Source organism: Streptococcus mitis, assembly GCF_002096925.1.
GTDB classification, from domain to species: domain Bacteria; phylum Bacillota; class Bacilli; order Lactobacillales; family Streptococcaceae; genus Streptococcus; species Streptococcus mitis_AF.
In genome coordinates, this window is the sequence record NZ_NCVN01000078.1 from 1 (window position 1) to 1,307 (window position 1,307).

The 1,307-nt window shown below is 36.4% G+C and carries 1 protein-coding gene; it reads left to right on the plus strand.

What is annotated here, in order from left to right:
• Positions 1-55 precede the first annotated feature (55 nt).
• A protein-coding gene (locus B7692_RS07695; RefSeq protein ID WP_142360061.1) for an IS3 family transposase occupies positions 56-1,307 on the plus strand; the annotation gives its coding sequence in 2 pieces (ribosomal slippage) (positions 56-497 and positions 497-1,307; 1,253 coding nt annotated over the 2 pieces). This gene is flagged as partial in the annotation.

Sequence of the window (1,307 nt, forward strand, 5' to 3'; positions counted from 1 at the left end):
TGTACTGCACCCCAAAAGTTAGACAGAAAAAATCTAACTTTTGGGGTGTTTTATTATGAAATTGAGTTATGATGATAAAGTTCAGATCTATGAACTTAGAAAACAAGGATATAGCTTAGAGAAGCTTTCAAATAAATTTGGGATAAACAATTCTAATCTTAGGTACATGATTAAATTGATTGATCGTTACGGAATAGAGTTCGTCAAAAAAGGAAAGAATTGTTACTATTCTCCTGAACTAAAACAAGAGATCATTGATAAAGTTCTTCTTGAGGGGCATTCACAAATTAGGGCGTCTCTGGATTATGCTCTTCTAAGTAGTGGATTACTTTCGAATTGGCTGGCACAATATAAGAAAAACGGGTATACTATTGTTGAGAAAACAAGAGGGAGACCACCTAAAATGGGACGTAAGCCAAAGAAGAGATTTGAAAATATGACAGAATTAGAACGTCTTCAAGCAGAAAATGAGTACTTGAGAGCGGAGAATGCCATTCTAAAAAAGTTGAGAGAACTCCGATTGAGGGACGAAAAGGAGCAAGAAGAAAAACGGAAATTGTTCAAGGACTGGTAACAGAGTTTTCTTTAGATATCCTTCTAAAGATTATTAAGCTTGCCCGTTCAACTTATTATTACCACTTAAAACAGCTGGATCAAAGCGATAAAGATTATGATATTAAAGCTGAAATTCAGTCAATTTATACTGAGCATAAAGGAAATTACGGCTATCGTCGCATGACTCTAGAATTACGAAATCGTGGCTTCGTAGTGAACCATAAGAAGGTGCAGCGTCTGATGAAAGTACTTGGTTTAACGGCTCGAATTCGCCGTAAACGGAAGTATTCTTCATACCAAGGAGAGGTTGGCAAGAAAGCAGATAATCTTATTCAACGTCAATTTGAAGCAACCAAACCAATGCAAAAGTGCTACACAGATGTGACAGAATTTGCCATTCCAGCAAGCAGCCAAAAGCTTTATTTATCACCAGTTTTAGATGGCTTTAACAGCGAAATTATCTCCTACAATCTTTCTACTTCGCCGAACTTAGTACAAATGAAAGCTATGCTAGAACAAGCCTTTACAGAGAACCGTTACGAAAATACAATTCTCCATAGTGACCAAGGATGGCAATACCAACACGATTTCTATCATCATTTTTTAAAGAATAAGGGAATTCAACCATCTATGTCACGTAAGGGAAATAGCCCAGATAACGGTATGATGGAATCTTTCTTTGGCATTCTTAAGTCTGAAATGTTTTATGGTTATGAGAATACGTTTCAGTCACTTGAACACTTGGAACAAGC